The sequence below is a fragment of the Pseudomonas defluvii genome (assembly GCF_001695625.1).
In the GTDB taxonomy this organism is placed as follows: Bacteria; Pseudomonadota; Gammaproteobacteria; order Pseudomonadales; family Pseudomonadaceae; genus Aquipseudomonas; species Aquipseudomonas defluvii.
The window spans coordinates 1-26,540 of sequence record NZ_MBPN01000002.1 but is presented as its reverse complement, the minus strand read 5'-3'; the positions used below and the strand labels follow the sequence as shown (position 1 = coordinate 26,540).

General features: G+C 61.5%; 19 protein-coding genes. 12 read left to right on the top strand and 7 right to left on the bottom strand.

The features are described 5' to 3' along the window. The first annotated feature begins 6 nt into the window (after positions 1–6). From EKA13_RS00675 to pgm, 6 genes are all read left to right on the top strand, one after another. Positions 7–2,226 carry a PepSY domain-containing protein gene (locus tag EKA13_RS00675; RefSeq protein WP_065757612.1) on the top strand — a complete coding sequence of 740 codons (2,220 nt, stop codon included), beginning with the start codon at positions 7–9 and terminating at the stop codon, positions 2,224–2,226. Next, on the top strand, positions 2,216–3,166 hold the full coding sequence (locus tag EKA13_RS00670; RefSeq protein WP_065757611.1) for an FAD:protein FMN transferase: 951 nt from the start codon (positions 2,216–2,218) through the stop codon (positions 3,164–3,166). The genes EKA13_RS00675 and EKA13_RS00670 overlap by 11 nt, the downstream gene beginning before the upstream one ends. A 444-nt stretch (positions 3,167–3,610) precedes the next feature. Next, the gene (locus EKA13_RS00665) at positions 3,611–5,041 is read left to right on the top strand and encodes a hypothetical protein (RefSeq protein ID WP_065757610.1); all 1,431 of its coding nucleotides are present in this window, start codon (positions 3,611–3,613) and stop codon (positions 5,039–5,041) included. A 72-nt stretch (positions 5,042–5,113) separates the two neighbouring features. Next, a complete protein-coding gene (locus EKA13_RS00660) occupies positions 5,114–6,766 on the top strand; it encodes a VRR-NUC domain-containing protein (protein WP_065757609.1) in 1,653 nt (550 codons plus the stop codon). Then, positions 6,763–9,024 (top strand): ATP-dependent DNA helicase, encoded by a 2,262-nt coding sequence (locus EKA13_RS00655; protein ID WP_065757693.1) that lies wholly within the window; start codon positions 6,763–6,765, stop codon positions 9,022–9,024. Before EKA13_RS00660 ends, EKA13_RS00655 begins: the two co-directional genes overlap by 4 nt. Before the next feature lie 95 nt (positions 9,025–9,119). Further along, positions 9,120–10,757, top strand: coding sequence for a phosphoglucomutase (alpha-D-glucose-1,6-bisphosphate-dependent) (gene pgm / locus EKA13_RS00650; RefSeq protein ID WP_065757608.1), 1,638 nt, complete (start codon positions 9,120–9,122; stop codon positions 10,755–10,757). 663 nt (positions 10,758–11,420) lie between these two features. Here pgm and EKA13_RS00645 read toward each other — a convergent pair. Next, positions 11,421–12,119, bottom strand: a complete 699-nt coding sequence (locus EKA13_RS00645; protein WP_065757607.1) for a pirin family protein — start codon at positions 12,117–12,119, stop codon at positions 11,421–11,423. A 186-nt stretch (positions 12,120–12,305) separates the two neighbouring features. Between EKA13_RS00645 and EKA13_RS00640 the strand changes: the two genes are divergently transcribed. Next, on the top strand, positions 12,306–14,804 hold the full coding sequence (locus EKA13_RS00640) for a UvrD-helicase domain-containing protein (protein ID WP_065757606.1): 2,499 nt from the start codon (positions 12,306–12,308) through the stop codon (positions 14,802–14,804). 49 nt (positions 14,805–14,853) lie between these two features. Here the strand turns inward: EKA13_RS00640 and mobA are convergent, their stop codons facing one another. The 3 genes from mobA to EKA13_RS00625 are packed head-to-tail and all read right to left on the bottom strand — an operon-like array spanning position 14,854 to position 19,797. Beyond that, positions 14,854–15,429: a molybdenum cofactor guanylyltransferase MobA gene (gene mobA, locus EKA13_RS00635; RefSeq protein ID WP_065757605.1), complete on the bottom strand. Its 576-nt coding sequence runs from the start codon at positions 15,427–15,429 to the stop codon at positions 14,854–14,856. Positions 15,430–15,487: 58 nt separating this feature from the next. Further along, positions 15,488–18,607, bottom strand: a complete 3,120-nt coding sequence (locus tag EKA13_RS00630; RefSeq protein ID WP_065757604.1) for an efflux RND transporter permease subunit — start codon at positions 18,605–18,607, stop codon at positions 15,488–15,490. An 11-nt stretch (positions 18,608–18,618) separates the two neighbouring features. Continuing rightward, on the bottom strand, positions 18,619–19,797 hold the full coding sequence (locus EKA13_RS00625) for an efflux RND transporter periplasmic adaptor subunit (protein ID WP_065757603.1): 1,179 nt from the start codon (positions 19,795–19,797) through the stop codon (positions 18,619–18,621). Positions 19,798–19,953: 156 nt separating this feature from the next. On the opposite strand from EKA13_RS00625, the gene EKA13_RS00620 reads away from it, so the two are divergent. The 4 genes from EKA13_RS00620 (at position 19,954) to EKA13_RS00605 (ending at position 23,744) form a co-directional block, all read left to right on the top strand. Then, positions 19,954–20,655 (top strand): response regulator, encoded by a 702-nt coding sequence (locus EKA13_RS00620; RefSeq protein ID WP_065757602.1) that lies wholly within the window; start codon positions 19,954–19,956, stop codon positions 20,653–20,655. Between the two features lie 16 nt (positions 20,656–20,671). After that, entirely contained in the window at positions 20,672–21,970 is a 1,299-nt protein-coding gene (locus EKA13_RS00615; RefSeq protein ID WP_065757601.1) for an ATP-binding protein, read from the top strand. Between the two features lie 128 nt (positions 21,971–22,098). After that, entirely contained in the window at positions 22,099–22,719 is a 621-nt protein-coding gene (locus EKA13_RS00610; RefSeq protein ID WP_065757600.1) for a LysE family translocator, read from the top strand. A gap of 131 nt (positions 22,720–22,850) precedes the next feature. After that, entirely contained in the window at positions 22,851–23,744 is an 894-nt protein-coding gene (locus EKA13_RS00605) for an alpha/beta fold hydrolase (protein ID WP_065757692.1), read from the top strand. Positions 23,745–23,795: 51 nt separating this feature from the next. On the opposite strand, the gene EKA13_RS00600 is transcribed toward EKA13_RS00605, so the two are convergent. Genes EKA13_RS00600 through EKA13_RS00590 form a run of 3 tightly spaced genes read right to left on the bottom strand, consistent with a single transcriptional unit; the run spans position 23,796 to position 26,130 of the window. Next, positions 23,796–24,182 carry a hypothetical protein gene (locus tag EKA13_RS00600; RefSeq protein WP_065757599.1) on the bottom strand — a complete coding sequence of 129 codons (387 nt, stop codon included), beginning with the start codon at positions 24,180–24,182 and terminating at the stop codon, positions 23,796–23,798. After that, positions 24,179–25,648, bottom strand: coding sequence for a hypothetical protein (locus tag EKA13_RS00595; RefSeq protein WP_065757598.1), 1,470 nt, complete (start codon positions 25,646–25,648; stop codon positions 24,179–24,181). The genes EKA13_RS00600 and EKA13_RS00595 overlap by 4 nt, the downstream gene beginning before the upstream one ends. Continuing rightward, complete coding sequence (locus EKA13_RS00590; protein WP_065757597.1) at positions 25,645–26,130, bottom strand: Hcp family type VI secretion system effector; 486 nt, start codon at positions 26,128–26,130, stop codon at positions 25,645–25,647. The genes EKA13_RS00595 and EKA13_RS00590 overlap by 4 nt, the downstream gene beginning before the upstream one ends. A gap of 102 nt (positions 26,131–26,232) precedes the next feature. Here EKA13_RS00590 and EKA13_RS00585 point away from each other — a divergent pair. After that, positions 26,233–26,540: pirin family protein (locus tag EKA13_RS00585; protein ID WP_141685660.1), on the top strand; the 308-nt coding region annotated here is incomplete at its 3' end.

Genomic DNA, 26,540 nt, shown 5'->3' with positions numbered 1-26,540 from the left:
AGGCTAATGCTGCGCAAACTTCATTCATGGCCAGGTGTGGCGCTGAGTGTGCTGGTCATGGTCGTCGCCCTGAGTGGTGTGACCCTGGCACTGCAACCGACACTCACGCGTCTGGATGTCGGCAGCCCGCTGCAGGGGGTCAGCGCCGCCGTCGTCGCCTCGCGGATCACCCAGCAGGTTGCCGGTGTCGAACTGATCGAGCGCGCGCCGTCAGGCGAAGTTCGGGTGACCGTCGATTCGAAGCACGGCGGCGACACCTTGCGTGTCGATCCGCGCACTGGGGCAGCGCTTGGCTCCTATGAGCCGGGTGCCTTCATGGCCTGGATGCGGGACTTGCACCGTTCGTTTTTCGCGGGCGATGTGGGGCGCGGCGTCAGTGGTGTCGTCGCCCTGGTGATGGCGCTGCTGTCACTGTCTGGTGTGGTGCTGTTGGCCCGAAAAATGGGCGGGTGGCGCATGCTGCTGTCCCGGTCAACGGGCGAACGTTCTCAGCGCTGGCACTCGGCCGCTGGCCGCCTGAGCCTGCCGGGGCTGATACTGCTGTCGGTGACAGGCCTGTACATGTCCGGTGTCACCTTTGGCCTGATCGACGATGGCATGGCGCTTGAGCCGGCCTATCCCAGCCAGGTTGCACAAGGCCCGCATGCGGCCGTTGCTGACCTCAAGGCACTCAAGGCGGTTGATATCGCTGACCTGCGTGAGCTGGAGTTTCCCAAGCCCAATGACAGCAACGGAGTCATCACCCTTAGAACTGCGTCTGGCGATGGCTACGTCGACCCGGCATCAGGCGAACTGCTGAATTATCAGGCCCACACGCTGACGCGTCAGGTGTATGAGACGGTCTATCAATTGCACACCGGCGAAGGCTACTGGTGGTTGAGCCTGCTGTGTGGCCTGTGTGTGTCGGCAGTGCCGTTGTTGGCCATTACCGGCACACTGATCTGGTGGCAACGGCGCAAGCTGACGCCGACACTGCGTGCCAACGTCGGCGCGCAACAGGCGGATACCGTGGTGTTGGTCGGCAGTCAGTCGGCGACCACCTGGGCATTTGCCAGTGCCGTGCATGATGCGCTGACGAACGCTGGCCATGCCGTGCATACCGCCACCATGAACAGCTTGCAACCGCGCTATCGCCAGGCCAAGCGCCTGCTGGTACTGACCTCGACCTACGGCGACGGCCACGCCCCGGACTCCGCCAGTGCGTTCATGGCGCGTCTGCAACAGGCACAGTTGGGCCCGGACCTGAGCGTTGCGGTGCTGGGCTTTGGTGACTCGCGTTTCAAACAGTTCTGCGCCTATGCCCACCGGGTACAGGATGCCTTGCAGGGCGCGGGTTGCTCGATGTTGCTGCCCTTGGCAACGGTTGACCGTGGCGATGCCGAGGCCTTCAGCCAGTGGGGCAGTGCCCTTGCCGAACAGTTGGGGGTCGAATTGCTGCTGAAACCGGCACGCGTCTCGGTGCCGACACGCAGCCTCGAATTGATCGAGCGGGTGGTCTATGGCGAAACCGAGGCAACCAGTACCGCCGTCTTGCGTTTTGCACCGGTACCCGGCAGCGGTCGTAATCTGCTGTCCCGATTACTGGGCAAGGACCGCTTGCCAGCGTTCGAGCCCGGTGACTTGCTGGGTGTGGTACCGAGCCGCGGGGAAGAGGCGAGGTTCTACTCGATTGCCACCAGCCGTAGCGATGGGGTGGTGGAGATCTGTGTGCGCCGGCATGCGCAGGGGCTGTGCTCGGGATACCTGCATACGCTGCCGCTTGGCGGTCGCATCGAAGCGTTTGTTCAGCAACACCCGCATTTCCGCCCCAGTGCCGGGCAGGCACCGGTCATTCTGGTGGGCGCGGGTACCGGGATCGGACCTTTGGTAGGTTTTATCCGCAAGAACCACCGGGCGCGCCCGATCAACCTGTACTGGGGTGGGCGTTCGGCCACAACGGAGTTCCTCTATGAGGACGAACTGGGTACCTACCTGGAGGACGGACGGCTCCATCACTTGAGCACGGCGTTTTCTCGAGGTGCGGAGCGCGCTTATGTTCAAGACCGTATTCGCGCCGATGCGCTGAAGTTGCAGGCGCTCATCCAGAGCGGTGCGCAGGTGCTGGTGTGCGGTGGGCGTGAAATGGCAGAAAGCGTCAGGCAGGTGTTTGATGGGCTGTTGGCACCCATTTGCCTGAACGTCGAAACCCTTAACGTACAGGGGCGATACCGTGAAGATGTGTTCTGAAGCGGCGGCGCTTGAGCGCTACAGCCTGAATGGCGAAACCATGGGAACCCGCTACAGCGCCGTCTTCTATGCGCCAGAGGGCCAGGACTTGGCGGTGTTGGATGCGCAGTTGTTTCAGGCGGTCGATGCCGTGGACCAGCAGATGTCCACCTGGAAGCCCGACTCCGCGTTGATGCAGTTCAACGCCTTGCCGGTGGGGGCGTGGAGGGTGATTCCCGACACCTTGCTGTGGGTCTTGTCGACTGCGCTGCGTATTGAGCATGAGTCACAGGGGGCCTTCGATATCGGCGTGGGCGACCTGGTCAACGCCTGGGGGTTTGGTGCGGGCTGCCAATCCGCCGAACTGCCGCTGGTGAAGGGAGGCCAGAGGCGAAACCGCGCCTCTGCGGCCCTTGAACTCGACTTCAGCGCTCAGCGTGTACGTAAACGCTTGCCCATTACCCTGGACTTGAATGGCATCGCCAAAGGCTTTGCTGTCGACCAACTGGCTCACTGCCTGGAACAGGCGGGCATCAGGCACTACCTGGTCGGCATCGATGGTGAGATGCGTGCCTCCGGGCACAAGCCCTCGGGCGAACCCTGGAACATCGCGATTGAAAAGCCGCTGCGTGGCCGGCGAGAGGTGATGGGGGTCATGGAACTCAGCGATGCCTCCATCGCCACCTCCGGAGACTACCGGCATTGGGTCGAGCGCGACGGCGTAGTGTATTCACACACCATGGACCCGGCCCGTGGCCGCGCACTCAGCTCGCCGCTGGCGGCGGTTTCGGTGGTTGCCACCAGCTGCATGTACGCGGATGCCTGGGCCACCGCGTTGATGGTGCTGGGCCCGGATGAAGGCGTTGCCTTGGCGCAGCAGCGGGGTATGGATGCGGTGTTTTTGCTGCGTGACGGCGATGGATTCAAGCAGATCGCTGTATTGGATGGCCAACTGCAATAGTTGGCACCTTGGTATTTACCCCCGCCAATACCATCGTAGGCAAGTCACTTCACAGGGGCTTGCCTGCGATATCCCGCGCCAAGACGCCTGCGCTTGGCGCTCTGAGTGAGCTTCAGAAATTTCCTACTCGGTTTGCTGAAACGTATGAGCGCGTATTGGCTTACTGTTGAATGAATAGGAAAAAGTACTGCGGCCTGTCCGACACGTTAACTGGATACCCCACTCACTGTCCTCTCACGGAGCGAGAAATGATTGTTCGACTGATTACAGGCGACCTCTGCGGATTCACGACAAAGCCTGGGACAGGCGTTGCGCCTGCGCGTTTGTCCTCTAAACGTCCTATGGCTCTGTAGGAAACATCTATGGCCATCTTCATTTCTCCCCCCGACCTGCTCCCGAGGTCGAACACGGTCGTCAGCTTTTCCGGTACAGCAGGTAAGCACTATGAGTAGCGTTCATGACCAGGCCATGCAGTATGTCTATCGACAAGTCCTTCAGCGGCTGATGGAACGCTTTTCCCCGGCTCAGCGCGCTTCATTGCAACTGTTGATCCAGCGCGTGATCGTCGCCGCGGGCGGCTATGAGCGCGTCGGTAGCTTCAAAGTGATGTATGCCCATGGGGGTGGCAAAGACAGTGTTCATGCCCTGGCATTTCTGCGGGCTGCGCAATTGAGCATTGCGGCTCGCGCTCACGCGACCTTCAACCTGCGCATTGCCACCGCCCGGCATGCGGGCATAACCGCTGACGTCATCGCGAACATCGAGCGTGGTTACTCGGCACTGTTTGTCCAGGATGATCCGCGTGTTGAAGTGCTGGTGCTCGATGATGGTGTCATGCAGCCGTTCGACAGTGCTCAGCTCTCGTCGCCGAACCAGCGTCAGGCAGACCGCAACGATCTGTTGTTGGCCGGGCATCTGGCGGGCGGGGTGGCTTGCCCCCCATTCTGTGGGTGCTGTTACGCGGGCCTGGCCGACCTGTACCGGCATGCAATGGCATGGGACGGCGGTGTGGATGCGGTCATCAGCGCCGACCCCTTGCCTGAGCGCAAGCGCTACCTGGCCTGGGGGCGGCGCAAGCTGGGGCGAGCGGGTGTTGGCCTCAGTGCCCAGGTTGCGACATTTCCCCGGGCGATGATCGACGCGCTGAGCGCGGTGCGGCGTCAACACCTGCAACGGTTGCTGGGCCTGCCGCTGCAAAACCAGTACTTCTCCGGCAATCAACGTCCTTTGCGGTTCATTGCGATCGATGATCTGGTTCACCAGCCGTTTGACGCGGAGTGTGAGGTGTTAAGCGCGTTTCTTGGTTTCCAGTGCAGTGAGCATTCGTGCGTGCTCAGCGAATCGGATTGCGTCACGCCACTGCTGAGCGCGCACCTGTGGGGCCTTCGGCGCGAGCATGTGCACGGGCAGTGCTACGCGGACGGCGTGAGCGATTACCTCAAGCGAGCCGGTATTCGGATGCAGCGCAAGCAGATGTCGCCGCTCCTGCAGCGCGAGGTCCTGGCTGCGTGGCAGGGCGCCGATCAGTTGGCACAGCGTCGCCAGCAGGCCGCTGATCTTGCCACTCAGGCCTATGGCTTGAGTGAGGCTCAGTTGATCTGTCTGCTGTTTGCGCCCTTTATCGAAGGCGGCAAGCGGCTGGAGGCGTTTTTGCGCCAGTGTCACCCGGGTATGCTGGTTGCGTTGCCCTACATGCACAAGGCGCTGCGTGAGCAGCGGGCACCTGAGCCGGTTGTTCAGTGGCTGGTGAACATCAGTGGCTTGCCGCTGTCGACCTTGCAGACGTTGTACTGGCTTGAAGCCGAGACGTTGAGTAAAACGCTCTGTCATCCGGTAAGCGATCTGTCGCCTGGCAGGGCCATGGCAAGCCGCTGATCACGGGAAGTTGCCAAGACAGCTGGTCTGTATGTATAACCAGTGCCTGGACATTCTGGTTGCCTGCCTGCTGTGATCGCTCACCCTGTTTCTGATCCGTTTTACTACCTCCACAACTTCCAGCAGGTACTGGACTGGTTGCTGCTGCGTTATGCCGATCTGCTCTCGGAGCAGGAGCATGATTTCATTCACCAGTTCGGCCAACAACCGCAGGCCACCCGGGCGATGCTGGTGCGCATGGTGATGCGCAAGGGGCAGTTGTTCCGCGCAAGCAAGTTGGAATACGCCGAAATCGGCCCGTCGGTTGAGGCCCTGGCGCCGTTGGTGGCCTTGGCGTGGGTCGACGATGATGCCGTGCTGAGCCTGGAACAGCTGTTCCAGATGCTGCGCAAGGATGAAATCGTTGACTGTTTCGCCACGGCATTGACGCGCCCGCGTGCGGCCAAACCCGAGCTTTTTGAACAACTGGCACCGCTGTACCCAGAGCCACGTCGTTTGTCCGAGTGGTATCCGGGGTTTGCCGAGGTTGTCTACGCGTGGCGCTTGCAAGCCCTGTGCGACCGCTTGCGCCTGCTGTTCTTTGGCAATCTGCACCAGGACTGGTCCGAATTCGTATTGGCTGACCTTGGCGTACTGCGCTACGAGCAGGTGGCGTTCAGTGCCGATTCCCGGGCGATGCGTGAGCGAAACGATGTCGAGGTCGCCTTGGCCCTGCATGAGTGTGCCGAGCAGTTGGCTGCGGGGGTTGCCGTCGAGCAGGTACTGGCGCGCGCCGAGTGCCTGCACAGCCTTAACCCCTGGCTGGAGCGCCGTCGCGCTCGTTTATTGTTCCACTTGGGCCAGCAGTGTGAGCGTGAAGGCAACTGGGCGCTGGCCCAGCAGATCTATCCGCTCAGTGCGCACCCGCAGGCGCCATTGCGCCACATACGGGTGTTGGAGCGCGACGAACAGTGGGCGGCCGCGCTGAATCTGGCTGAGGCGGTCAGTGAACAGCCGCTGAATGCACTGCAAGCGCAGGCGTTGGACCGCGTACTGCCGCGCCTGCGGCGCAAGTTGGGTGGGCCCGCGCAGCCGAGGCGCAGCGCACCTGACGTAAACCGGGTCGACCTCTGCCTGCCTCGCGAGCATTCGACGCTGGGTGTCGAGCGGGCAGTCCAACAGCACCTGGAGGAAGAGGGCGGTCAGGTATTCTACGTCGAGAACTGCCTGTTCAATGGCCTGTTCGGCCTGCTTTGCTGGGACGCGATTTTCGCGCCGCTGCCGGGGGCGTTCTTCCACCCTTTCCAACGTGGCCCTCAGGACCTTCATGACCCCGGTTTCCACGCGCGTCGTGAGGCGCTGTTTGGCGATTGCCTGGCGCAGTTGGAAGACGGTCGCTATCACCAGACGATTCGCGCCAACCATGTGGCGAAGCGCGGCTTGCAGTCGCCGTTCGTGGTGTGGGAGGTGCTTGACGAAACGCTGTTGGAGCAGGCCTTGGCGTGCCTTCCCGCTGAGCATCTGTCCGCGTGTTTCCGGCGCTTGCTGGAAGATATCAAGCATAACCGCGCCGGCATGCCGGACCTGATTCAACTGTGGCCCGAGGCGCGGCGTTACCGAATGATCGAGGTCAAGGGGCCTGGCGATCGTCTGCAGGACAACCAGCTGCGCTGGATAGCGTTCTGCAGTGAGCATGGCCTGCCGGTCGAGGTCTGCCATGTGCAATGGGCGCCGCAGGCGTCATGAGCTACGTAGTCGCGGTGCGTGCCCTCTGCGAATTCACCGCAAAACAGGGCGATCTTGACCTGCGCTTCACCCCGTCGCCCACGGCGCAGGAAGGGATAGCCGGGCATCGCCGGGTGGTTGCTCGGCGCGGGCCCGACTATGAAGCAGAAGTCACCCTGGAAGGCTGTTACGAGCAACTGCGCGTGCGCGGCCGCGCCGACGGTTACGCGCCATCAGCCAACCGTCTGGAGGAAATCAAGACCTACCGAGGCGACCTTGCCAGCCAACCGCATAACCACCGCGAGCTGCATTGGGCGCAGGCGCGCATTTATGGCTGGCTGCTGTGCAGCGCGCGGCTACTGACCGACATTCACCTGGCGCTGGTCTACCTTGATGTCGACAGTGACCGCGAGACGCGTATCGAGCAGCACTACCAGGCCGAGGCATTGGAACAGTACTTCAAGCAGCAATGTGCAATGTTTCTGGGTTGGGCGATCCCGCAGATGCAGCGCCTGAGCGAGCGAAACAGCGGGTTGCAGGCATTGAGCTTTCCCTATGCGCAGATGCGCAGCGGCCAGCGCGATCTGGCCGAAACGGTGTACAAGGCGGTCAGCACCGGCCGTTGTCTGATGGCCCAGGCCACAACGGGTATCGGCAAGACCCTGGGCACGTTGTTCCCGATGCTCAAGGCTGTCGTGCCGCAACAGCTGGACAAAGTACTGTTCCTGACCGCCAAGACGCCGGGCAGGGCCTTGGCGCTGGAGGCGGTGCGCCAGGTCATGACCAGTGCCCCGACGTTGGCGCTGCGCAGCCTTGAGCTGGTGGCCAGGGACAAGGCCTGCGAGTATCCGCAGAACGCCTGCCATGGCGAATCCTGCCCGTTGGCCAAGGGCTTTTATGACCGATTGCCGGCGGCTCGCCAGGCGGCCCGGGAAGTCGCCTTGCTGGATAAAGCCGCGTTGCGCGAGGTGGCGCTGACGCATCAGGTCTGTCCCTACTACTTGAGCCAGGAGATGGCGCGCTGGGTCGATGTGGTGGTCGCCGACTACAACTATTACTTTGATCAAAGCGCCTTGTTGTACGGCCTGGCCCAGGCCAACCAATGGCGGGTGGCGGTGTTAGTGGACGAGGCGCACAACCTGGTCGAGCGCGCCCGTCAGATGTACAGCGCGAGCCTCGATCAGTGGTTGTTGCAGAGCCTGCGTCGCAGCAAGCCTGTCGGCATGAGCAGTGCCCTGCAGCAACTCAATCGTCAATGGAATGCCCTGCACAATGACCAGGTTGCGCCCTACAGGGCCAGTGCCGAGTTGCCGACGGCCTTTCTCAAGGCCTTGCAGCGCTGCCTGACGCTGATTCAGGAACAGATGAATCAGGCCCCGTCGGGGCTGGACCCTGCACTGATGGACTTCTATTTCCGTGCGCTGCAGTTCAGCCGCTTGAGCGAGGTCTTTGATGAGAACTTCCTGTTCGACATCAGTAAGCGCGAGGGGCAGGGGCGGCGCAGCCTGTCCACCCTGTGCCTGCGCAACGTGCTGCCCGCGGCATTGATCGCGCCGAAAATGGCGGCGGCGCGCAGCGTTGTGCTGTTTTCCGCCACCCTCGGCCCCCGGCAGTTCTATGCCGACCTGCTGGGGATGCCAGGCGACACTGCCTGGCTGGAAGTGGCATCGCCCTTTGTCGCAGAGCAGTTGCAGGTGCGCGTGGTGAGTAATGTGTCGACGCGCTACCAGCACCGTCAGGCGTCTATTGCGCCTATCAGCGAGCTGATTGCCGAGCAGTACGCCCGGCAACCAGGCAACTACCTGGCGTTTTTCAGCAGCTTCGAGTACCTGCAGCACGTGGCCGAAATGCTGGCAACGCGGTACCCGGCCATTCCCCAATGGCGTCAGTCGCAAGGGATGGCGGAGGAGGCACGCCAGGCGTTTCTCGAACGCTTTGTCGAAGGTGGGCAAGGGGTTGGTTTCGCGGTGTTGGGCGGGGCGTTCGCCGAAGGGGTCGATCTACCGGGAACCCGCCTGATCGGCGCATTCGTCGCCACCTTGGGCCTGCCACAAGTCAACCCGGTCAACGAGCAGATCAAGCAGCGCATGGCCGAGCGGTTTGGCGCGGGCTTCGATTACACCTACCTGTACCCGGGCGTGCGCAAGGTTATCCAGGCCGCAGGGCGCGTCATTCGTGGCCCGCAGGACCGTGGGGTGGTCATGCTGATTGATGATCGATTCGCCGAGCAGAAGGTACAGCAGATGTTTCCAGTCTGGTGGGCACCGCAAAAAAAATAGTCGTCAGGGCAGGGAGCTTCCTCGTCGCCTTAAGGTCAAACTGCCAGTAAACTGTGTCCTTTCATTACCCTGAACACCCATTCTTGAGGTTTTGCATGAAGCTCAGTCCCCTGGCGGGCAAACCGGCACCTGCGTCGATCCTGGTCGATATCCCTCGACTGCTGACCGCCTATTACTCTGGCCGGCCGGACGCCGGCATCGCCACCCAACGCGTGGCGTTTGGTACCTCCGGGCATCGCGGCAGTTCGCTGGAGTTGAGTTTCAACGAAGACCATGTGCTGGCTATCAGCCAGGCCATCTGCCTGTATCGCAAGGTCAAAGGCATCGATGGTCCGCTGTTCGTCGGCATCGACACCCATGCACTGTCCACCCCGGCAGCGGCTACCGCACTGCAGGTGCTGGCGGCCAATGGCGTCGAAGTGATGCTGGCCAAGGACGATGAGTACACGCCAACGCCAGCAGTGTCCCACGCGATTCTCTGTTACAACCGTGGTCGCAGCCGCGGGCTTGCCGATGGTGTGGTCATCACGCCGTCGCACAACCCACCACAGAGCGGCGGTTTCAAGTACAACCCGCCCAATGGCGGCCCGGCTGACAGCGACGTCACCAAGTGGATCGAGGCCAAGGCCAACGAACTGCTGGCCGATGGCCTGAAAGATGTGAAACGCATGGACTACGAGCAGGCGCTCAAGGCCAGCACGACCCATCGCCATGACTACCTGGGCAACTACGTCAGCGATCTGATCAATGTGATTGATTTCGATGCTATTCGTGGTGCCAACCTGCGCCTGGGCGTTGACCCGCTGGGCGGTGCCGGTGTGCGCTACTGGTCGGCCATTGCCGATCACTATCGCCTGAACCTGGAGGTGGTCAACACTGAGGTCGACCCGACCTTCCGCTTCATGAGCGTGGACTGGGACGGCCAGATCCGCATGGACCCGTCCTCGCCTTATGCCATGCAGGGCCTGATCGGCCTGCGTGAGCGTTTTGACGTTGCCTTTGCCTGCGACCCCGACCACGACCGCCACGGCATCGTCACGCCGAACGGCCTGCTGGCACCGAACAACTACCTGGCGGTTGCCATTGACTACCTGTTCCAGAACCGTCCGCAGTGGCGCGCCGATGCAGCCGTCGGCAAGACGGTGGTCAGCAGCGGCCTGATCGACCGGGTGACGGCACGCTTGGGGCGTCGCCTCTATGAAGTACCGGTGGGTTTCAAGTTCTTCGCCGAAGGGTTGTTCGACGGTTCGCTCGGTTTTGGTGGCGAAGAGAGTGCAGGCGCTTCGTTCCTGCGCAAGGATGGCAGTGTCTGGGCCACCGACAAGGACGGCCTGATCCCGGCGTTGCTGGCGGCGGAAATCACTGCACGTACCGGGCGTAACCCGAGTCAGGCCTATGCGGCGCTGACTGCCGAGCTGGGTGAGCCATTCGCAACGCGTGTCGAGGCCAAGGCCAACCCGCAACAGAAAGCCTTGTTGAGCAAACTGGCGCCGGAGCAGGTGAAGTCCACTGAGCTGGCCGGTGAGCCGATTCAGCAGATCCTCAGCCATGCTCCAGGCAATGGCCAGGCCATTGGCGGTTTGAAAGTGATGACCGCCAACGGCTGGTTTGCGGCGCGTCCGTCGGGTACCGAGGACATCTACAAGATCTACGCCGAAAGCTTTATCGATGATGCGCATTTGCAGCGCCTGGTAAGCGAAGCCCAGGAATTGGTCGACAACGCCATTTCTTGATCATCGGTCGCGCACAAGCCCCGCGCCTACAGCTTGCGCGGGCCCTGTTGGAGCAGGCTTGCCTGCGATAGCGTCGGTGGGGTATCCGTGAGTTCGCGGCGTTTGCATCGCGGGCAAGACCCGCTCCCACAGCTAGCGCGGGCCCTGTTGGAGCAGGCTTGCCTGCGATAGCGTCGGTGGGGTATCCGTGAGTGCGCGGCGTTTGCATCGCGGGCAAGCCCGGCTCCTACAGGCTGCGCGGGCTTTGTTGGAGCTGGCTTGCCTGCGATAGCGTCGGTGGGGTATCCGTGAGTTCGCGGCGTCTGCATCGCGGGCAAGACCCGCTCCCACAGCTTGCGCGGGCTTTGTTGGAGCTGGCTTGCCTGCGATAGCGTCGGTGGGGTGTCCGTGAGTTCGCGGCGTTTGCATCGCGGGCAAGCCCGGCTCCTACAGGCTGGCGCGGGCTTTGTTGGAGCTGGCTTGCTTGCGATGGCCTCGATGCGGTGTCAGTGAGTGCGCGGCGTCTGCATCGCGGGCAAGACCCGCTCCCACAGGCTGCGCGGGCTTTGTTGGAGCAGGCTTGCCTGCGATAGCGTCGGTGGGGTATCCGTGAGTTCGCGGCGTCTGTATCGCGGGCAAGCCCGGCTCCTACAGGTTCTATGGGAGCAGGCTTGGCGGGGGCGGTCAGGCGACATCCACCAGAACGATTTCGCTGTCCTCCAGCGCAGTCACCCGCAACAACGATTCATCTTCGATCGCCAGGCCGTCACGGGCAGCGGCGCGCACACCGTTGACCTCGACCAGCCCTTTGGCCGGCACCAGATAGCCGCGACGTCCGCTGTCCAGCACGTACTCGGCGCTTTCTCCGGCTTTCAGGGTAGCCGCGACCAGCCGTGCGTCAGCCCGAATGCGCAAGCTCTGCTCATCACCTTCACGACCACTGGCCAGGGTCACGAAGCCTTCACCGCGCTCTCCCTTGGGAAACGGACGGGTGCCCCACGAGGGCGCCTCGCCGCTGCGCTCTGGAATGATCCAGATCTGGAAGATGCGTGTATTAACCTTCTCCAGGTTGTACTCACTGTGGACGATCCCGGTCCCGGCGCTCATCACTTGCACATCGCCCGCTTCGGTACGGCCTTTGTTGCCCAGGTTGTCTTGGTGGCTGATAGCACCTTCGCGGACATAGGTGATGATCTCCATGTCGCGGTGTGGGTGTGGTGGGAAACCGCTGCCTGCGGCGATCAGGTCATCGTTCCAGACCCGCAGGGTGCCCCAGTGCATGCGCTCGGGGTCGTGGTATTCGGCGAATGAGAAGTGATGATGGGCATCCAGCCAGCCGTGGTTGGCATGGCCCAGTGTGGCGAACGGGCGAAGTTGCAGCATGATTCATCTCCTCGGCAAGGTTTATGTGAACGATGATCGCCCAATTAATGATCGAAATTAAGCGTAAATTATGGCTGATTCTGATCGGTTTATTAGATGCTTAAGGTGCAGTGATTGATTCACTTCATCGCCTAATTGACTGATCTGTAAGCATTCGGCTGGTGCTTTGCGGTCAATGGAGCGAACATGGCGGCAGAGCCCTTTTCAGTTGGAGTCGGTGTGTCACACGAGCGCCCCAAGCACCCCCCGGAATTAACCCCGCCGGCCCAGTTACCCTGGGTCAGACGGCTGCTGGCCCGTGTACTGGGTCGAGGCCTGAGCCGGCTGCAGGCTCAGCACCGCGACTCGTGGTTTCAGGGGCATGCCAGCGGTCAACGTACCGGCCATGCCGAGGGCCTGCGCGAGGGTTATGAGGAGGGCCGTGTCGACGGCTTCGAGGCGGGCCGCCAGGTTCTGGTGATTCGTGATACCCGCCCCGATGCCCACGCAGTGCCGGGGCAGGACGACAGCCTGTTCGACGATTGGCGCCTGCCGCTCACCACGGAGCTTAAAAAACGCTTCAAGGCCGACGTTGCGCAGCGCTTGCCAGCCCAGGCGCAGCCAAGTACTGCGCAATGGAAAATGATCTTCAGTGAGACGCCTTCGACCTGCGTGATTGCCGGTGCCGGTGCCGGCAAGTCGACGTCCCTGGTGCTGCGTATTCTGCTGTTGCGTCACTACCTGGGCTATGAACTGGACGCCATGACCGTGGTCACGTTCACGCGCGAGTCGCGCAAGGACTTCATCGCACGACTGACCCAGGTGTTTGCCCTGTGGGGTATCAACCTGAGCCCGGTAGAGGCCCGCGAGTTGGTGCGCACCTTCCATTCGCGGATTCTGCCACTGGTGCGCAGCCTGCCGGGTTTCAGCCAGCTGCGGGCCTTTGAGACGCTGGGCAGTGAGGTACCGGGTGGCAGCGAGTCGAATGCCGAGACCAACCCGTTCGACCTGCGTATCAATGATGCCCAGCGCCAGCAACTGAACCTATGCTACCGCGACCTGATGCAGGGCAGCCCACGCTTTGCCGAGTTGATCATGTCCCTGCGGCGCCAAGCCTTGCAGCTCAAGGCATTGGACCGCGATCATCCCGACGTGCAGAAGCGTGTGGCCGTGACGCAACTGTCCGCCGAGCGCGACGAGGAGTTGTGCGACACGATTGAAGACCTCTGGTTCAGGGCGGGCGCGTGGCCGATCAAGGGCATTGAGCCACGTCGGGAAACCCTGGAGATCAATGGCAGCCGTTTTCACGTCCATGGCTATATTGCCGAACTCGATGCCTGGGTGGTACTGGGCTTCGATCCCGGGGAAAACAAGGACTACAAACGTTCGAACGCCAAGTTACCGGTGTGGGCCGAATGGGTTATCAAGCGCACACTGTTTCAAGCTTTCTGCGATAAACCCTTGATATGGCTGGAAAACTATTCGGCAGCCAAACGCTTGACCGCCTCCCTTGCAACGGATGCCGTGGCCGGGCCGGGCTTTGACTACAAGGTCAAGGGCGAGCTCTCGTCGGTGCCGCTCCTGGATGCTTTCGTCAGTGCTGCCGGGTTCATCGAGAACCTCGGGCTGGATGTGGGCGCGGCAGTCGCAAGCATGAGTTTTCCGGCAGGTGACAGTGATGCACTGTTCTTCGAGGCGTTGAGCCTGTACTGGCGGGCGCTGGAGAACCACCTGTTGGCGCAGTCGCCGCCGATCATGAGCTATAACCGGATGTTCGCCCTGTTCTCGGAGAACAACCCCGAGAACCTGCGCTTGTTGCCCGATGCCTTGCTCAGGCCTTTGGCGCACTTGATGATCGACGAGTTCCAGGATGTCTCGCCGCAGATCGTTTCCTGGCTACGGGCCAGCCTGCGTGAAATCCGTCGGCGCGGGCCGGCATTGCATGTGGGGCGCACCGCCCAGCATTCGTCGCTGCTGTGTGTGGGCGATGACTGGCAATCGATCTACGGCTGGCGCGGTAGCTCACCCAAGTACTTCATGGAGTTCACCAAGGAATTCGTCTCGCCGGCCAATACGCGGGTGATGCTCAGCGACAATTACCGCAGCCACCAGCACATCATCGATGCGGCCGAGCACATCGTTAAGCCGGCGCCGGCGATCAACGGCAAGAAAGCCAAGGCCTGCGGCCTGGCGGCCGAGGATGCAGTGCCGGTCACGGTACAGCCGCGTGACGAGGCTGCGCTTGCCCAGCAGTTGATGGCGCATTACCGGCAGGGCGATTCGGTGATGATGTTGTATCGAAAAAGCAGTGATAAGTCATTGATTTCAGAGTATTTACAGCCACTGATCAATCATGAGAAAAGCCTTGCGCCGGGGCAGCGCCGGTTCCGTCAGTTGACCTACCACAGCGCCAAGGGGTTGCAGGCGGATGCGGTGTTCATGCTTGGCGATTGTCAGCACGTGACCCGTTCCCCGTATAAGAACCAGGTCTATCGCCAGGCTGGGCTTGGCCGTAGCGGTGACCCTGAAGCCTACGACAACGCGCAGAAGGATGAGGTCCTGCGCCTGGCCTATGTCGCGGTTACCCGCGCCGTCAGGCATTGTTACTGGCACGTCGAGACGCCGACCGGGGAGGCGCAGAACCTGCCCCGGGCATCGTCTCAGGTTGATGGCAGTAAAGCGTTCTTCGATGACCTCAGGCCTTGAGTGCGGTCGCTATATCGCGTTTCCGTGTCCGGTTCGCGCTTGCTGACAGTCATGGCACCAGGTGTTCTGGCGAGTTGAAGTTGCTCAGGCGTGGATCGTCAAGCGGATAGTCCAGCGCCTGCAGTGGCTGCGCCAGCAGGGCTCGCAGCAGGCTGCGCTCACCCTGGCTCCAGCGCTGGCGAAGGTCGTCGAGCAGACTGCTCGGCAGCAGGCAGAACATCGGTTGCCAGTGGCCATCCTGACGGATCATCGCCGGTCGCCCCTGATCGTTCGCCTGGCTCAGCAGGTCAAGAACCAGTGTGCGGTCGATCAGCGGTGCATCGCACGCGAGCACCAGTAGCCACGGGTGACGCGCCTGGGCCAACCCGCTGAGCACACCGGCCAACGGGCCTGGATAGTCGCCTGATTCGTCACTGACCAGATGATCGGCATAGGGCCGGTACTGCTCGGCGTGGCGGTTACAGGAAATGATCAGGTCATCGGTCAGTGGACGCACCACGGCCTGGGCGTGGGCAATCAGGGGCTGCCCGTGCCAGGGAATCAGGCCCTTGTCGCGTCCGCCCATACGCTGGCCACGACCGCCCGCCAAGAGGAGGATGGAGCAGGGCGACGGAAGCTGGATCATGATGTTTACCTGTAGCGCCAAAGCCGCTCACGATCCCATGACCGGCTTTGGCTGTCCATCAGCTTTCCAGGCTGACCGTGCCCTCAGGCTGGCGTCGTCGCGTGCCCGCCAGGCGCATGACCACCACGAAAAACACCGGTACGAATACCACGGCCAGCGTTGCGCTGAGCATGCCGCCAATTACCCCGGTGCCGATCGCCTGCTGGCTGGCCGAACTGGCGCCAGTGGCGATGGCCAGCGGCACGACGCCAAGGATGAACGCCAGTGAGGTCATGACGATGGGACGCAGGCGCAGGCGCGCGGCCTGTACCGTCGCGTCTATCAGGTCGTGGCCTTCGTCCACCAGATGCTTGGCGAATTCGATGATCAGGATCGCGTTCTTCGCCGACAGGCCGATCAAGGTGATCAGGCCGACCTTGAAGAACACGTCGTTGGGCATGCCTCGCAGGGTTACTGCGAGCACCGCGCCCAGCACGCCCAGGGGCACCACCAACAGCACCGCGGTCGGGATCGACCAACTCTCATAGAGTGCCGCCAGGCACAGGAACACCACCAGCAGCGAGAGCGCCATCAGCATGGGCGCCTGGCTGCCGGACAGCCGCTCCTGCAGCGACAGGCCGGTCCACTCCAAGCCCATGCCCAGTGGTAACTGGCTGACCAGGCGCTCGATCTCTGCCATGGCCTCGCCCGAGCTGTAGCCGGGCGCTGGTTCACCGGACACCGCGATCGCCGGATAACCGTTGTAGCGCGTCAACTGCACCGGCCCGGATACCCAATGGGCGCGGGTGAACGCCGACAGTGGCACCATCTTGCCGCCGCTGTTGCGGACATGGATTTTCATCAGGTCTTCGACCTGGCTGCGGCTGTCGCCCTCGGCCTGTACCACCACCCGCTGCATCCGGCCCTGGTTGGGGAAGTCGTTGACGTAGGTCGAACCGATAGCGGTGTTGAGCACGGTGCCGATGTCGGCAAAGGAAACGCCCAGGGCGTTGGCCTGCTTGCGGTCTACCTCCAGTTGTACCTGAGGGCTTTCGGCCAGGGCGCTTTCACGTACGTTCATCAACACCGGGCTTTTCTCGGCAGCGGCCAGTAGCTGATCGCGTGCGGCCATCAGGTTGGTGTGGCCGAGACCGCCACGGTCCTGCAGGCGGAACTCAAAGCCGCTGGACGTGCCAAGCCCGTCGACCGGTGGCGGCAGCACCGAGTAGGCAATTGCGTTCTTGAACTGGCTGAAAGCGGCGGTGGCGCGCTCGGCGATGGCCGCTGCACTGTCCTCGGCGCTTCGCTCGGACCAGTCCTTGAGTGTGGTGAAGACCAGCGCCGCATTCTGCCCGGTGCCGGAAAAGCTGAAGCCCATGATCACCGTGGTGTTGCCGATACCGGGTTCTTCAGCGTTGTGCGCTTCGATCTGCGCCGCAACCTGCTCGGTACGTGGCTTGCTGGCACCGGGCGGGAGCTGGACGTCAGTGATGGTGTAGCCCTGGTCTTCGGTCGGCAGGAACGAGGAGGGCAGTTGGCTGAACAGGTAGCCCAGGCCGGCCAGCAGCAGGCCGTACACCAGCAGGTAGCGTCCGCTGCGCTTTAGGGCATGGGTCACCCAGGATTGGTAGCCGTTGGTGAGGCGCTCGAAGCGCCGGTTGAACGCGCCAAAGAAACCGCGCTTTTGCGCATGACTGCTTTCGATGGGCTTGAGCAAGGTGGCGCACAGGGCGGGTGTCAGGCTCAAGGCGAGGAAGGCCGAGAACAGGATCGACACCGCCATCGCCAACGAGAACTGCTGATAGATCACTCCCACGGAGCCTGGCATGAAGGCCATCGGCAGGAACACCGCGACCAGCACCAGGGTAATCCCGACGATGGCCCCACTGATCTGGCCCATGGCCTTGCGGGTGGCCTCTCGGGGCGGCAGGCCTTCCTCGGCCATGATCCGTTCGACGTTTTCCACCACCACGATGGCGTCATCGACCAGGATGCCGATGGCCAGCACCATCCCGAACAGGGTCAGTACGTTGATCGAGAACCCCATGCCGAGCATTACTGCAAAGGTCCCCATCAGCGCCACAGGCACCACCAGGGTCGGGATCAGGGTGTAGCGGATATTCTGCAGGAACAGAAACATCACCGCGAACACCAGTAGCATCGCTTCGAGCAGGGTGTTGATGACCTGTTCGATGGAGACTTTCACGAACGGCGAGGTGTCATAGGGGATGTCGTAGCGGGCGCCTGCCGGAAAGTAGCGCGACAACTCGTCCATCTTGGCGCGGACCAGGGTCGCGGTTTGCATGGCGTTGGCACCTGGTGACAGCTGTACGCTGAAGGCGGTCGACGGCTTGCCGTTGAGGCGCGTGCCGAACTGGTACTCCTGGCTGCCAATCTCTACCCGTGCGACGTCGCCGAGGGTTACCCGCGAGCCATCCGGGTTGGCCCGCAAGACGATGTCGGCGAACGCCTCCGGTGTCGACAGTTGGCCTTCGACTACCACGTTGGCGGTTATTTCCTGGGTCGCCCGGCCTGGCAGGTCACCGATACTGCCGGGTGCTACCTGGGTGTTTTGTGCGGCAATGGCCAGGTTGACGTCTTCGGGGGTCAGGTTGAAGCCGATCAGTTTCTGCGGGTCGATCCAGATGCGCATGGCGCGCTCGGCGCCGTACAGCTGCGCCTTGCCGACACCGTTGAGGCGGCGGATCTCGTTCATGACGTTGCGCGCCAGGAAGTCGCTGAGGGCGACTTCGTCCAGAGACTCGTTTTCAGCCGTCAGGGTCACCAGCATCAGGAACCCGGTGGAAACTTTCTCCACTTGCAGGCCTTGCTGAGTGACCGCGCGCGGCAAACGCGACTCGACGATTTTCAGGCGGTTTTGCACATCCACCTGAGCCAGTTCAGGGTTGGTGCCCGGCTCGAAGGTGGCGGTGATGGTGGCGCTGCCCAGGCTGCTTTGCGACTGGAAGTACAGCAGGTGGTCGGCACCGTTGAGCTCCTGCTCGATCAGGCTGACGACGCTCTCATCGATTGTCTGTGCCGATGCACCCGGGTAGACGGCATAGATCTCTACCTGTGGCGGGGCTACGTTAGGGTATTGGGCCACCGGCAGTTGCGGGATGGCCAGCGCGCCGGCCAGCAGGATGAACAGCGCGACCACCCAGGCGAACACCGGGCGGTCAATGAAAAATTGCGGCATTGATCAGGCCCTCATTGGCCAGTGGTCTGTACGACAGAAGCGGCATCCTTGGCGGCAGGGGTGACGTGCACCTGATCACCTACGCGCACATGTTGCAGGCCTTCGATGACTACGTGCTCGCCTGGAATCAGGCCTTCGCTGACGATCCAGCGGTCCTGTTGCGCGCTGCCCAGCACGATCGGGCGCTCGCTGATGCGTTGCTCGGCATCCACCAGCAGCACACGCGGTTGGCCGGCGCTGTCACGCAGGATGGCGCGCTGCGGCACGCTGATTGCCTGTTGCTTGATGGCCTGTTCCAGGCGAACGCGGATAAAACTGCCCGGCAGCAGGTCAAGATCAGGGTTGGGGAACTCGCTGCGCAGGGTAATCTGCCCGGTGCTCGGGTCGACACTGATGTCCGAAAACAGCAACTTGCCGGGCAACGGGTAAGCCGTGCCGTCGTCCTGGATCAACGTGGCACGTGCCTGGTCCTGGCCGACCTGTTGCAGCTCGCCGGCGCGCAGTGCCCGGCGCAGGGCGTTCAGCTCCCGGGTGGACTGGGTCAGGTCGGCGTGGATCGGGTCCAGTTGCTGGATCGTCGCCAGAGGCGTCGACTCGTTCTGCCCGACCAGTGCGCCCTCGGTGACCAAGGCGCGGCCAATACGCCCGGAAATCGGCGCGGTGACGGTGGCATACCCCAGGTTCAGGCGTGCGCGCTCAAGTGCAGCCTTGGCAGCAGCGACGTCCGCATTGGCCTGGAGAGCGGCGGCGCGGGCGTTGTCGTAGTCCTGGCGGCTGATCGCATTGATGGCGATCAACTCGCTGTAGCGCTGGTCCTGCAGGCGCGCCTGGAACTGGTTGGCCTCGGCTTTGGCCAGGGCGGCACGGGCGCTGTCGTAGTCGGCTTGAAACGGTGCCGGGTCGATGCGGAACAAGACCTCGCCCTGTTTGACGTCGCTGCCTTCGCGGTACACCCGCTTGAGCACCACGCCGGCGACTCGCGCGCGCACCTCTGCGGTGCGCGGGGCCAGAATGCGCCCGGACAACTCGCTGCTGATGGCCAAGGGTTCGACACGCACGGTTTCCACCGAAACAGGGCGTGGCGGTGCTTTTTCTTCGACCGGGGCTTGCTTGTCGCAGGCCGCCAGCGTGAGGCCGAGCAGGACAAGGGCGGGTAGGGTGCGTAGACGGGAGGGGCTTGGGCTGGACATGCGGATCTTCCGAAAATGACCCGGCCATGCTAAGGCAGGCACCCCCGGCGCAACTGTTAAGCTCTGTAGGCGGTCTGTGAAAAAGTGTGAAGATTACCGCCTCGCGTGTGCGAGGTTCGATATCCTGCCGGACTCATTTGCGCTTACGCACTTTCCATGACAAATATTCTTTTGGTCGAAGACGACAGCGCGCTGTCCGAACTGATCGCCAGCTACCTGCAACGCAACGGTTTTTTCGTCCGGGTGATCGCTCGCGGCGACCACGTGCTTGAGGAAGCACGCCGTAACAAGCCCGACCTGGTCATCCTCGACCTGATGCTGCCGGGCCTGGACGGTTTGCAGGTTTGTCGGCTGCTGCGTGCCGAGTCGGCCGTGTTGCCCATCCTGATGCTCACCGCGCGTGATGACAGCCATGACCAGGTGCTGGGCCTTGAGATGGGGGCCGACGATTATGTCAGCAAACCCTGTGAGCCTCGGGTGCTGCTGGCGCGGGTGCGCACGTTGCTACGGCGCAGTAGCGTCAATGAACCTCAAGTGGCTTCGGACCTGATCCAGATCGGTGGCCTGCAGATCGACCTCACCGAGCGCAGTGTGCACTGGGACGCGCAACCGGTGGAGTTGTCCAGCGGCGAGTTCAACCTGTTGGTGGTGCTGGCGCGTAATGCCGGCACGGTACTCAGCCGGGATTGCATCCTGCAGCACCTGCGCGGTATCGAGTTCAACGGCACTGACCGCTCGGTGGATGTCGCTATCTCCAAGTTGCGCCGCAAGTTTGACGACAATGCGGGCGAAGCACGCAAGATCAAGACGGTTTGGGGCAAGGGTTACTTGTTCAGCCGAGTCGAATGGGAATGCTGAAGGCGCTGCCCGAACCATGCTGAAAATCCTTGTCCGCCTGTACCTGATCACCATCGTCAGCTACGCCGGGGCCATCTTCCTGATTCCCGAACTGATCCTGAGCGTGTTCCACGAGCGCTACGAAGCCTACAACCTGCAGCAGGCCCAAGGTGTGCAGCGCTTGATGCTCAAGCAGTTCCAGCACGTGCCCTCGGCCCAGTGGCCTGAAGTGGCGCAAGCGTTGGCAGCTGACTTTGCACCGCTGGAAGTCGAATTGCGCCGTCAGGACGAGACTGAACTGAGCCCTGTCGAGCGCGCGCGCCTGGGCGCCGGGCAGTTTGTCGTTCGGGTGGGCGAATGGGGCTACTACAGCACCGCCATTGCCCCCTTGGACGACCAGTGGCTGGTTGAGTTGCGCAACCCGCCGGACCCTCTGGAGATCAACCTGTTGTCCTGGGGGATTACCGTATTGATCGGCGCGGCCTTGCTCAGTTGCCTGTTGCTCTGGGTCTGGCCGCACTGGCGAGACCTGAAACGGCTACAGGCGACGGCCCAGCGCCTGGGCCAAGGGCAGTTGTCGGAGCGTACGCACATTTCGCCGCGCTCGGATATCGGCGACCTGGCCACGGTCTTCGACACCATGGCCCAGGATATTGAGCGCTTGTTGACCCAACAGCGTGAATTGCTTAATGCCGTCTCCCATGAACTGCGCACCCCACTGACCCGGCTCGACTTCGGGCTGGTGTTGCTGTTCGACGAAGTGCCGCCGGCCAGTCGCAAGCGCCTGCTGGAACTGGTTGGCCATGTGCGGGAACTGGATGAGCTGGTCCTGGAACTGCTGTCCTACAGCCGCTTGCAGACGCCCGGGCAGTTGGCTGAACGCGTCGAGGTGTCGTTGAGCGAGTATGTCGACAGTATCCTCGGCAGTTTCGCCGAGGAACTGGATGGCCGTGGTATTGAGTGGGAGGTGCAGGCCGAAGCAGGCTTGCCGCGTTTCGTGCTCGACCCGAGGCTCACGGCGCGGGCGGTTCAGAATCTGATACGCAACGCCATGCGCTACTGTCACCGCAGTTTGCTGTTGCGCGTGGACATGGACGAGCAGGGTGCCTGCCTGTTGACGGTGGAAGACGACGGCATTGGCATTCCACCTGAGGAGCGTCAGCGGATTTTCCAGCCGTTCTACCGCCTGGACCGCAGCCACGATCGCACCACCGGTGGTTTTGGGCTTGGCCTGGCGATCAGTCGACGGGCGATCGAGAGCCAGGGTGGAAGCCTGACGGCGGAGCAGTCGGCGCTGGGCGGTGCGCAGTTCAGGATTCGCTTGCCCCGTGGCTAGTCGGCAAGCGCCATCACGCAGGTGCGGCACAGGTAGGTGTAGTGCACTATTTTTCGGTAACTGTATGGCTGTTGCAGCAGCGGGCTCCGTTAGTGTCGTGACACAACTATTCCAAGGATGCCGCAGCCATGTTTGCCTCCCTCGATCTGCTTCTAGCCTTTGTGCTCTTTGCCTTTGTGTCCTCGATTACGCCGGGGCCGAACAACACCATGTTGTTGGCCTCCGGGGTGAATTTTGGCGTGCGTCGTTCGATTCCTCACGCCGTCGGCATCAGTGTCGGATTCATGGTCATGGTGCTGGCGGTAGGCTTTGGACTGGGTGAAGTATTCAAGACGTTTCCTCCCCTCTACACCGTGTTGCGTTATGTGGGTGCCGCATACCTGTTGTACCTGGCCTGGAAGATCGCAACGTCCGGCCCGCTGTCGGCGACCCGCTCGGAAACGCACAGGCCACTGGGGTTCTGGGGCGCGGCGGCGTTTCAATGGGTTAATCCGAAGGCCTGGGTGATGGCGGTTGGTGCGATTACCACCTACACCCCGGCGCAGGGTTACCTGACCAATGTCATGGTCATTGCCACACTGTTCGCGTTGGTCAACCTGCCCAGCGTCTGTGTCTGGGTCATGTTTGGCAGTGCGTTGCGTCAGGTGTTGCAGAACCCACGTTGGTTGATGGCATTCAATTGGCTGATGGCGGCATTGCTGGTGATTTCGCTGTACCCATTGTTGTTTGCCTCACACAGTTTTCAGTAAGCGTGCGAGGCGTGGAACCGGCGATTTCAGACAAACACGCCGACTAAATCGCAAGGTGCTTGAACTTGCCAGGGGGCGACGTTGTAATCAGCCTCCCTGGCTATTGTGCCGCCCTGTATTCAGTGACCTGCATGCACCTCGTTCCGTGGTCTTTTCCGTCTTCAGCCGGTTTCACCTTGCGTGGCTGGCGTTCGCCGCCCAGTGGCAAGCCGTTGTTGCATTTTCTGCACGGCACCGGTTTCTGCTGCCTGGCCTACCGGCCCATGCTGGAGGTGCTCAGTGAGTCCTTCGATCTGTGGCTGAGCGATGTCCAGGGCCATGGCGACAGCGACCATGGTGGGGCGTTTCTTGGTTGGAACCGTACCGCCGAGTTGGCTGTTGAGGCCTTTGAGGCTGGGCGTGGCGCCTATGCCGACGTGCCCTGTTTTGCGCTGGGGCACAGCTTCGGTGGGGTAGTGACCAGTTTGATCCTGGCCCATGAACCGACGCTGTTTCAACGGGCGGTGCTGCTTGATCCGGTACTGTTCAGCCGCTCGATGATCGCCGTGTTGGGCGTGGCGTCGATGGTGGGCATGCACCGTCGGCATACCTTGGCGCGCAAGGCGGCCACGCGCCGCAGCCACTGGCCGGACCGTGCCGCTGCCCATGCAGGGCTTCAGGGGCGGGGAACCTTCAAGGGCTGGAGCGATGCGGCGCTGCAGGCTTATGTGGAGCATGCCTTGACGGATTGTGGCGAAGGGGTAGCGTTGAAGTGTCGGCCCAGCCGCGAGATGGAATTGTTCAGTTCCTTTCCGCGGCGGTTGTGGGCATCACTGGCCAAGGTCAGGACGCCAACGCTGGTTTTGCACGGCGAGCAGACCTACCCCTTCGTACCGCCCTCGGTCGCGCGCTGGGTAAGCATCAACCGTTGCGTCACCTCGGCAGTGGTGCCCGGTGGGCATTGCTTCATGCAGGAGCATCCTGCTGACAGCGCCAAGCGCGTCGAGGCTTTTCTCTTGGACGGTTCTGCTCGGACTGTTCTGTAGATGGAACGCTGAGGGCGTTTTAGGTGCAGTGGGAGCAAAACAACGCAAGGCTTAGACAAGTCCAAGTGCGTCTAATGTGAACAATCCAAACAGCAACAATATGCCTCCCCAACCGACCCAGTGCAGTACGATCAGTTTATGTTTAAGGTTTGAAGGAAAGTTCTTTAGATCCTCTGCGCTACCTCCTCCATCGCGGAGATAGAGACGAGGCGAGGTCATTAGCCCCATTATTGCGCCCAGCACAAACAGCCTCCCCCAAGGGCCGCCGTTCTTGAAGGAGGCTCGGGCCATAACAGCGGGACAGTTCTTCAAATGGCCCAACATTACATCCATCTTGGTATAGGCGAGGTGCAGCGCAAGACCAAGGAACACGAAGACACCTCCGAAACCAATTAAGCTGGCACAGAGGAAAATTTTGTCAGCGGTACTCACGCTCACTTAGTAACCTCATAAATTAATTCACCTGTCTTTTCTCCAGTCTTTCCTAGTGCGCCCCCCACTGCCAAGGAGCCCGCACCGACGACCACAAGGCCGCATACAAGACTACCCACGCCACCTGTAGGCAGCCCGAGAGCCACGCAAACGGCACCCGTCGCACCCGCGCTTAAAATCGCACCACCGGCAACGCCGCCCGCGATTCCACCTATGAAGCCACCGCTTTCAGTGAATTTAATGCGCTCGCAGGCCTCTGCATCACCCGCGGTACACACGTCCTGAACTTTCATGTATGAGGCGCCTCCACCGACTGCAGTGCCTAGCCAGCCGCCGTACTTGACGTACTTAGCAGCCTTGGCGACCCCGTCGATGTGTGTGGCATAGCCGGGGATCTGGTCTGGCGTCCCCGCCTTGGTCCAGCGGTGTACCAGGCTACGGCTGGAAATCCCTAGGGCACTCTTGAGGTTCGGGTGATCGGGGAAGCCGATACCTTTTTTGGTCAGACCCGTGAGGTGGTTATCGAGCTGGCCAAACAGGCGCTTGCGTTCGGCAAAGAACTCAGGCGAGCGCAGATGCCCGTCACGCTGGAAGGTACGTTGGTGCAGGGCCTCAATATCCCGTAGTGAGCCTTTCACGCTTTCCAGGTTCCTGGCGAATATCGCCTCCCCAACACCAATAGAGGTGGAACCCTGCGTGAGAAACGACAAAATCTCGTCATGGTGACGCACCATGAAATCAGCCTCATCAGGTGTCAGGGCCTGGAGCGCCGCATTCACCTTCTCAGCTGCCGCCATCAATTGAGCTTCTTCACGGGTGCATTGCGGGTTGTTGGGGTCACTCAGCACGATCATCTGGCCCGCTTTTACCTGGTTCAGGTTCGGGTTGAGGGCCCTGAATTTGGCAATAACGACCGGGTTAGGGACGGTAAACAACTGAGCCTCTAACGTGGCCGCCGTTGTGCTCTTGGGTACGACGTAGAACCCCGGCTCGTTTACCTGGATAGGCTCTGGCCAGTGCTCACGAGGAAAAAATGCAAAAGGGTCAAAGGGCGACTGCGGTGCTGCAGCCCGCGTTGTGATTTCCTTATTGGTGCTTGTCTTAAGGTTTTGAGCGTGGACAAAGCGCAACAACCGCTCAGGGTCGCGTTTCAATACGACCCGCGTGAGCTCAGTCAGCGGAATGCGTTCAACCCGATGGGTGATTGCGTTTTTACCTTTGTGCGACAAGGCTCTGGATTGGTTCAAGAGGTCGCGCTGCTCTTGCACTATGGTCTGTATGCCTCGCTCTGGGGTGGTGTGTCCCAGCGCGACATCATCGGCAATGTGCTTTGCGTAATAGGTGACTTCCCGATTGAACTGTATGCGCAGCGTACCGGAGGCAAGATGGCGAGCACTGACTGAGAGGGCTTGCCCTACCAACTTGCCAGCGGCGCTATTGACGTCCCAGATGTCATGACGGTTAGGGTTCATCCCTCTTCCCCCCAGAAGCTCTGACCGGTGGTCCCTGCCAAGTGGTGGGTCCACGTAATCTGGCGGTAGCGAATGGCCAATTGTTCTTCAGGTTCGGCGTCGCCTTGCAAAACAGCATGGGGTAGATCAGACGTTAGATCGACAATGATTCCGCCGTGAATCGAAACGGAATAGAATTTTTCCTGTATGCCAAAGGACGAGACGCGGTAGAAACTGATCGTGCAGTTTATTTCTTCTCTGCTGGAAAGCGCTTGAGCAAGCAGCGGAGACGATTTATCAACGCCCTTGGTGATTAGGATCGGACTGTGTGTGGGCTTATTGATATTGCCAATGTTGGCCATGTTGTGGTGGTAAGCGAGCACCATGATTTCGTCAGTATGCGCTGACTGATATTTGTTGCCGATGGAATCCTGGCTTGAACAGCCTGCTGAAATCAGTCCTTGAGCCTTGCCGGTGATGGTCATGTAGCCGGGGTTCGCCATACGTGCACACTCCTTGTCGTTCAGTCAGGCAGTCTATTGCGAAGAGGGTGCTGCTGGTTGTAGGACGCTTCCGAAAAAGCCATGCACGAGAGGAGGTATCTCATGAAAACGATCCAAGGCATCTACCGCAGCCCCCAGCCCCATTGGGTGGGTGACGGCTTTCCGGTTCGCAGCCTGTTCACCTACGACAACCTGGCGCGGCACATCAGCCCGTTTTTGTTGCTGGACTACGCCGGCCCATACACCTTTACCCCGACCGCTGCCCGGCGTGGGGTCGGGCAGCACCCCCACCGGGGGTTCGAAACGGTGACCATTGTGTATCAGGGCGAGTTGGAGCATCGCGATTCAACGGGGGCAGGCGGCTTGATCGGCTGTACTGCTGCGCTTTGGCTGGTCGCTCGACGAAAGCC